This window comes from Ligilactobacillus salivarius DSM 20555 = ATCC 11741 (assembly GCF_001435955.1).
Taxonomy (GTDB): Bacteria; Bacillota; Bacilli; order Lactobacillales; family Lactobacillaceae; genus Ligilactobacillus; species Ligilactobacillus salivarius.
Window position 1 is genome coordinate 1 of record NZ_AYYT01000058.1, and the last position, 243, is coordinate 243.

A 243-nucleotide genomic window follows, 5' to 3' on the forward strand; every position below is an offset into this window, starting at 1 on the left:
TTGGATAAGTGATGTTAATCATTGCTTGTCTAAGACACTTGTTCAAAAATATGGTGCCAATACTTTGTTTGTCTTAGAAAACCTTAACGGTGTTTCTTTTGAACGTACTGACTTACCTAAAGCTTTGCGTAATCAAAATAAATCATGGGCTTTTTATCAATTAGAACAATTTCTAACTTATAAAGCACACTTACACAATAGTGAAGTTGTTGAAGTTTCTGCTAAATATACATCTCAACGTTG

1 protein-coding gene is annotated in these 243 nt (G+C 31.7%); it reads left to right on the forward strand.

Annotated features, from left to right (window positions below; all coding sequences use genetic code 11):
• Positions 1-243, forward strand: a 243-nt coding sequence (locus tag FC55_RS09705) for an IS200/IS605 family accessory protein TnpB-related protein (RefSeq protein WP_155512839.1), incomplete at both ends; no start/stop codon positions are given.